At 59.3% G+C, this 5,695-nt stretch carries 6 protein-coding genes and 1 pseudogene; 2 read left to right on the forward strand and 5 right to left on the reverse strand.

Features of this window, described 5'->3' with window-relative positions:
• Positions 1-427, forward strand: a 427-nt coding sequence (locus AC1DS3_RS34350; protein WP_477128932.1) for a dihydrofolate reductase family protein, incomplete at its 5' end; no start/stop codon positions are given.
• 382 nt (positions 428-809) lie between these two features.
• Here AC1DS3_RS34350 and AC1DS3_RS34355 read toward each other — a convergent pair.
• The 4 genes and pseudogenes from AC1DS3_RS34355 to AC1DS3_RS34370 form a co-directional block, all read right to left on the reverse strand.
• Positions 810-1,526, reverse strand: a pseudogene (locus AC1DS3_RS34355) (type IV toxin-antitoxin system AbiEi family antitoxin).
• Between the two features lie 240 nt (positions 1,527-1,766).
• Positions 1,767-2,033, reverse strand: a complete 267-nt coding sequence (locus tag AC1DS3_RS34360) for a hypothetical protein (protein WP_441639682.1) — start codon at positions 2,031-2,033, stop codon at positions 1,767-1,769.
• Between the two features lie 588 nt (positions 2,034-2,621).
• Positions 2,622-2,762, reverse strand: a complete 141-nt coding sequence (locus AC1DS3_RS34365) for a hypothetical protein (RefSeq protein ID WP_441639681.1) — start codon at positions 2,760-2,762, stop codon at positions 2,622-2,624.
• A 127-nt stretch (positions 2,763-2,889) separates the two neighbouring features.
• A complete protein-coding gene (locus tag AC1DS3_RS34370; protein WP_441639680.1) occupies positions 2,890-3,078 on the reverse strand; it encodes a DUF1016 N-terminal domain-containing protein in 189 nt (62 codons plus the stop codon).
• A gap of 1,051 nt (positions 3,079-4,129) precedes the next feature.
• On the opposite strand from AC1DS3_RS34370, the gene AC1DS3_RS34375 reads away from it, so the two are divergent.
• Positions 4,130-4,438 (forward strand): EthD family reductase, encoded by a 309-nt coding sequence (locus tag AC1DS3_RS34375; protein WP_441639642.1) that lies wholly within the window; start codon positions 4,130-4,132, stop codon positions 4,436-4,438.
• A 234-nt stretch (positions 4,439-4,672) separates the two neighbouring features.
• On the opposite strand, the gene AC1DS3_RS34380 is transcribed toward AC1DS3_RS34375, so the two are convergent.
• On the reverse strand, positions 4,673-4,912 hold the full coding sequence (locus tag AC1DS3_RS34380; protein WP_477109492.1) for an H-NS histone family protein: 240 nt from the start codon (positions 4,910-4,912) through the stop codon (positions 4,673-4,675).
• Between the last annotated feature and the right edge of the window lie 783 nt (positions 4,913-5,695).

Raw genomic sequence — 5,695 nt, forward strand, 5'->3', positions numbered from 1 at the left:
CTATCTGACCTTCATCGCCGACAAAGACGCGATCGTTATGGGCCGAGGCTGCTACGAAAAAATCCTCACGCTGGGCGAATGGGCTTACGACAAGCCCGTTCTGGTGCTGTCCCGGCAATTGGCTGGCGAGCCCGTGCCGGAGAGGCTGCAGGGAAAGGTGCGGTTCGCGGATAGCACGCCCACGGATGCGATGAAGCAGCTGGAGGCTGCGGGCGCGCGTCGCGTGTACGTCGATGGCGGTCAGTTGGTTCAGTCGTTTCTGCGCGACGGATTGATCGCTGATTTGGTGGTCACCACCGTGCCGGTGTTGATCGGGGCAGGCAGACCATTGTTCGGCGCCCTGCCGCGCGACGTCAGTCTGGCGCTTGAATCGAGCCGGCACTTTCCGTCCGGCCTAGTGCAGTCGACTTATCGCGTGCTGTACTAATTTGTGAAGATGCATGATGAGGCTTGTGATCGGTACTATCTCGGTAGACGAGACCGGAATCGCCGCGGCTTGCGCGTGGCTTTGCAACTCCACGCCCCGACTTTCCGCTCGGCCGCGGTGAAGGGCCGCATGAGGACGTCGCCTGATCCTGCCCGTAGGTACTTTGGCCCTTGGCGGGCGACCTGATAGCAAAGACGGTGTTGGATGTCATCCGATACCCGAAAACCTGCGATCCGACTTAGCTCGTCCCGGATYTCGTCGAAGTGTGTCCAGCTCTCGACTGCAAGTGCGATATCAACACCCTTGGTCGCCCGGGTGGCTCTAAGACCATGCAAATGGGTCAGAAGGATATCTCTTGCCGTGGCTCCCACCCCGAAGTGGGTCAGGTCCCGTGCTTTGGGACACCATCCACCGTGCGGAGAATCGCCACAGTAGTCGAGTCGAGCGGCCTGTCAGAATTGATCGAGTACATGCCGGATTTCTGCTTTGCGGCTTTCGCCGCAACTTCCTGGTTCCGGGAACTGAGGCTTGCCGTGCGATCTGCATAAACCGATACGGCCGGGGCTAGCTCTGGCTGCTTTGCGTTGCTACTTTGATGCTCCCAAGACGCATCGAAGATCTCAATGGGGCCGTTTGTCTGCGGACGGAGTCGATGCGTTTGCACGAAGTCCTTCACGCCTTCTCAACTGTGCTCTGGTACCACATATAGCGTCTGGGTTTCGGGTCTGAGATAGGCCGTCACCATCTCGGCTGCGACTTCCCCGCCCCAGTAGACACTCTTCAATTCCGCGAGCGACATGTCCCGCCACCAATCGGGCTCCGGTGCTGCGAAACGCCGAGCGTCAAGTCGCGGCCGGAGAATCGTCGGATAGTTGGTGACCCATTTGTCGAGCAACCGATCGGGTCCCGTCAGGCGCCGACGTGCCGCCGTAGCCGTCTCCAGCAACCAGCCGCGCTCTGCCCGTTCATTGAACACGGTGTCCAGTGAGCCGAGTGCGATCCTACTTGCTTGGCAATCTATCGATTGGAGGCCTGCAATAGCGAAGGCCGGCAAAGGCTTGTAGGTCCATGTGGACTCAAAAAATGAATAAATCAGCACATTACGGGCTTTGAATCGGAATTAAGCGTTGGCATACAACAACAGATGAATTAGACGTCGCCTATATCAGAATTTAATATGTTTAACTTCTCGCCTCGCAGCGGTAGCTGCTTCACCTTTCGCGCCGCTGCGCAGGATCGGACTGGAYGCCCCCGCGCGGTCCGGTCTTTTTTTTTGCGCATGAAATGGGCATGAAAAAGCCACCCGAAGGTGGCTGGTGGTCTATGGCTGCTGACGCGGCTACTCGCCGGCGTCCTCATGAACCGTTGGTTGCTGTGCTGCGGCGTATCCCAAGATCGTCACAGCGTCGTTATCCAGCTTCGTGGATTGCGCGGGCAACTCCACAATTGGCGTTTCCGGATACATATCCGAGATTAGAACTTTCGCCATATCCTCGGACTCGAATGGCCCGAAGTGAATTACACCTGCCCCGCTGACTTCAGCGAAAAACCATTCGCCCGATTCAAGTGGATAGATCACCACCAGAGTGCGCTCATGCGGATACATAGTTGCCTCCAGATCTCGTCATGTGTCCCAAGCATAACTATCGATACTGGCGAGCCCCTCCCCTACTCTCGGGCGCGCGCCGCGCGACAACTGCGCATGGTAATTGTAGAGAATTGGTCGGGCCAGACAAGTATCTTCAGGCCCACACCCTATACGGCGTGGCCAACTCGCACGCGAGCATGAAAAATCCGCCCAAGGTCGGCAGGAATTGGCGAATCAAGATTCAGAGCGCGAGCAGCCGATCTATTTCGGCGATGAAAAGTCGCTTGTACTCTGCGGAAAACAGTGGGGAGCTAGCAGCATCCGACCGTGCTGCTCGGATCTCGTCCTTCTGTGCCTCTCGCCATGGTGACTTCATCGTGGCGAGGCTCCGCTCCCATCCCGCAATCAGACCAATGGCGTGCTCATCCAACATATAAATACCTCTTAAAAGTTGTTAAATGAAGGACATGGCAATTATTGAACAAATTTGACCACACAAACAAAGTAATACAGGCCTGTTCAGGATAATATTGGGTAGAAATAAATGATCGGTGAGCGCTATTTTGTCCCCGCCCCAATGGAATGGAAATCGCCAAAAATGAGTAATTAGGCCCACACCCGATATGGCGAGCCCGGCTCCGGTGCGACGATGATGCTGCCCAGCGCCGCCAGCTCCCCGGCGGTCAACGAGCGCTCAAGCCGCAGATTCACGTGCCACACGGGCACGGCCGCCGGCGCAGTGATCACGTTTTAGGCAACATCCCACTCGCCGCCCACGTAGATCGTGCCTTTGGCCAGTAGTTTGACGCCAGCGGCAGGCACACACCGCAGCTCGCGACACCCGTCGCTGCGCTCAACCAACTCAATTGTCTACTCAGTGCGTAGACAATGTCCTCGCTCGGAAAGCCTCAGCAAAGCGCAGTATGTGCCGCAAATTCTTGGCGCTGAAGCCACGGCCGTGTTCTGCCTCCAACCGCCGCGACAGAGAAACGACGATCTGCTCGCCGTATTCGGCGCGTTCGCCGCCCAGTATTTCCGAGTGGATCACGGTTTGGCGCGGCATTGCGGGGCGCGATCGCAAGAAAGAGGGCTTTAGCGCGACATAGCAGCAGGGGATGTCATCCGGGTACTGGGCGGGCTAGATTGCCTCGATCAATCAACGGGTTGCCAGGGATTTGGCGGGTTTTTCGCGAATCCCGGCCGACCCTCGATTTGGCGCAGTCTGTAGGCATCGAGGGTGTGCGCCGTCATGCAGACAAAGCCGACATGAACAGCGCGGGCCAAGCGGTAAAGGTGGCTGCGCCGAGCGTCGATCAGGACTCGCTCCTTGGAGATGGGAGATGGGCAGCCGATTCAGATTGATACCGTGCTCGCGTCAACCACCTGTCGATACTCTGGCGCCGCTTCACTTTGCGGCATTGCCGCATATATCTGACTTGATGCCGGCGATAAAGAAGTCTATTGTGGCCGTTCGGTGCACGCTCCCTGCTCCTCGCACCGATGACCCGCTGCCGTCGCCACCGTCCACTGTGGAATCGAGCTCGGGGCAGCAGTCGTAGTTCTTTATTCCAACCACGACAAAGGAGGGCGACATGCTAAGYCCGCATGAAATCGCCGCGCTACTGCTRCTTGGYGACACGCAGGAGATCGACGACCTCGAGCCCGAGCAATTGGACACCTTGTTGGTTCACAAGCTGGTCACGTTGGAGCATGGTCATGATASCGGCGATGCCTACCCCCGCCTGACAAGTCAGGGGCATTCCATGCTCGAAGCCGTGCGCCGCATTCGTTAAGAGTCAGTCAGCTTGTACCGAAGACCAAACGGAGCGCTCTCGGCACAGCGGCCGTAATAGCTGAAGCTAGTTGTCCATCAAGCTCCCGACCCCGAAGGATGGAATGGCGGGGGGGCGTGACTCCGTAACGTTCCACAGCGCGTGCCCCAAGCCATGCCCCTGTCGACCCACGCCGGAACCCGCTGCGAACCACAGTTTTGTACCGTTATGCATCAAGCGCACCGGACAATACGTGCCCTGACGGAAATGGGGTTCACGCGCTATAGGAAAGCTACATAAGCAAACTCAGGCTCTATCTAACTCACGTTTGGAGAAACCACGATGGCAAAGCTAGTGGTGCTATACAAGAAGCCTGCGGACACGGCGGCGTTCGATTCCTATTACTTCTCGACCCATGTTCCGATCGCCAAGAAGATCGCCGGCCTGCGACGCTACGAGGTCAGCAGCGGCTCGGTTGCAAGCCCGGCCGGCGATTCGCCATTTCACCTGGCTGCGGTGCTGAGCTTTGATTCGCTGGCGGCGCTCCAGCAGGCAATGGCTTCGCCTGAGGGCGCCGCCGCAGCAGCTGACGTGGCCAATTTTGCCCAGGCCGGCGTTGACATGCTCATATTCGACACGAAGGAAGTTTAGGCCGGCAGTTCACGGCTCATTTTTTGCGAGAAGGGGATGTGCCCGCTATCACAAGGGCCATGGCAGGCGCCCGGGAGTTGTCGCCACACCGCGAGGGACGCGCGCATGTGATAGCGGTTTGGGCGAATCTTGGGATGCCCTCAACCTCACGCCACCGAGCATGAACCCCACCTCGGCGTGCCCAATTCTCGGCGCCGTCGCAGGCCTCGAAACTAGCAGGGTCGCTTTCTTGTGCTACTCGAGGCGGAAAAACTCTACCGTCTGCCCGGCATTGACCGCCCGCCGCAGCCAGTCCGGCATCTCGCCCGCCCCGTCCCAACTCAGCCCCTCTGCATTGCGGTAGCAGACAGGGCTCGGGCTCGGCGGCGGCGCAAAGCACCCGGCCGCCTCCAACTCTTCCATCGTCAGCCCATACTCGAGCATCTGCGCCCGGATCCAGCGGATCGCGTCCGCCCGATCAATTTCCATTGCCATCGTTACCGTCATGCGGGTTGAGGGGGAGCGCCGGCGCACCCGGTTCTTCATTCGTGATCGGCCCTTGGCCACCGGCCTTCCGCCACGGGCCCGTTCCTGTTCGGTCGAGAATTGGGTACGTAGCTCCACCAGCGGACGGCCAGCTGCCTCCAACTCCGCCCGCCAGGCCTCCAGCCGCGCCAGGGTTGCAGCATGCGCTTGCCGCTCGGCATGACGCGCCTCTGATGTTCACCTTGTCGCCCCGCAGCGGTAAGCCCCCTTGGGGGGGGATATTCGCAAAGGCTGGGCGCGTGCGAGGGGCGCTTGCGGGGAGGTCCCGGCCCAGCCGCATGCCGGCCACATACGCGCCGCCGTGATTCCGGAGTCAGATCGAACCAGGGCCGGCGCGCGGGACGGCCCATTAGCGTCACACAAGGAGCGTGAACTGAAGACTGCTTAGATTTGCTGCGAATTCAGGACTCCATACACCGGGCACGCGGCGCCTCGTCAGCATCTGCAGTGTCTTCGGAAACAGGCCGATTCTGCAGGCGGCTGTGCATGGCCTCGCATCGGATCAACATCATTGCTGCAGGATCCTCTTCACCGCCGGCACTACCAGCCTCAGCAGCGACCCGCAGATATACTTGCCGAGAGGCAACGGCGACGATCACAAGGATGGCGCCGACGCCGAAGGCTCGGACTGCAATTTGGAGGTATTGCCCCATGGCTAAATTGAACCGTGTAGCAGGAGGTGACGGGTAGGGAGACTACACGAGGATCTCTCGGGACGGTGCCATGCCGTTG

The organism is Cupriavidus sp. 01L46, from assembly GCF_056399905.1.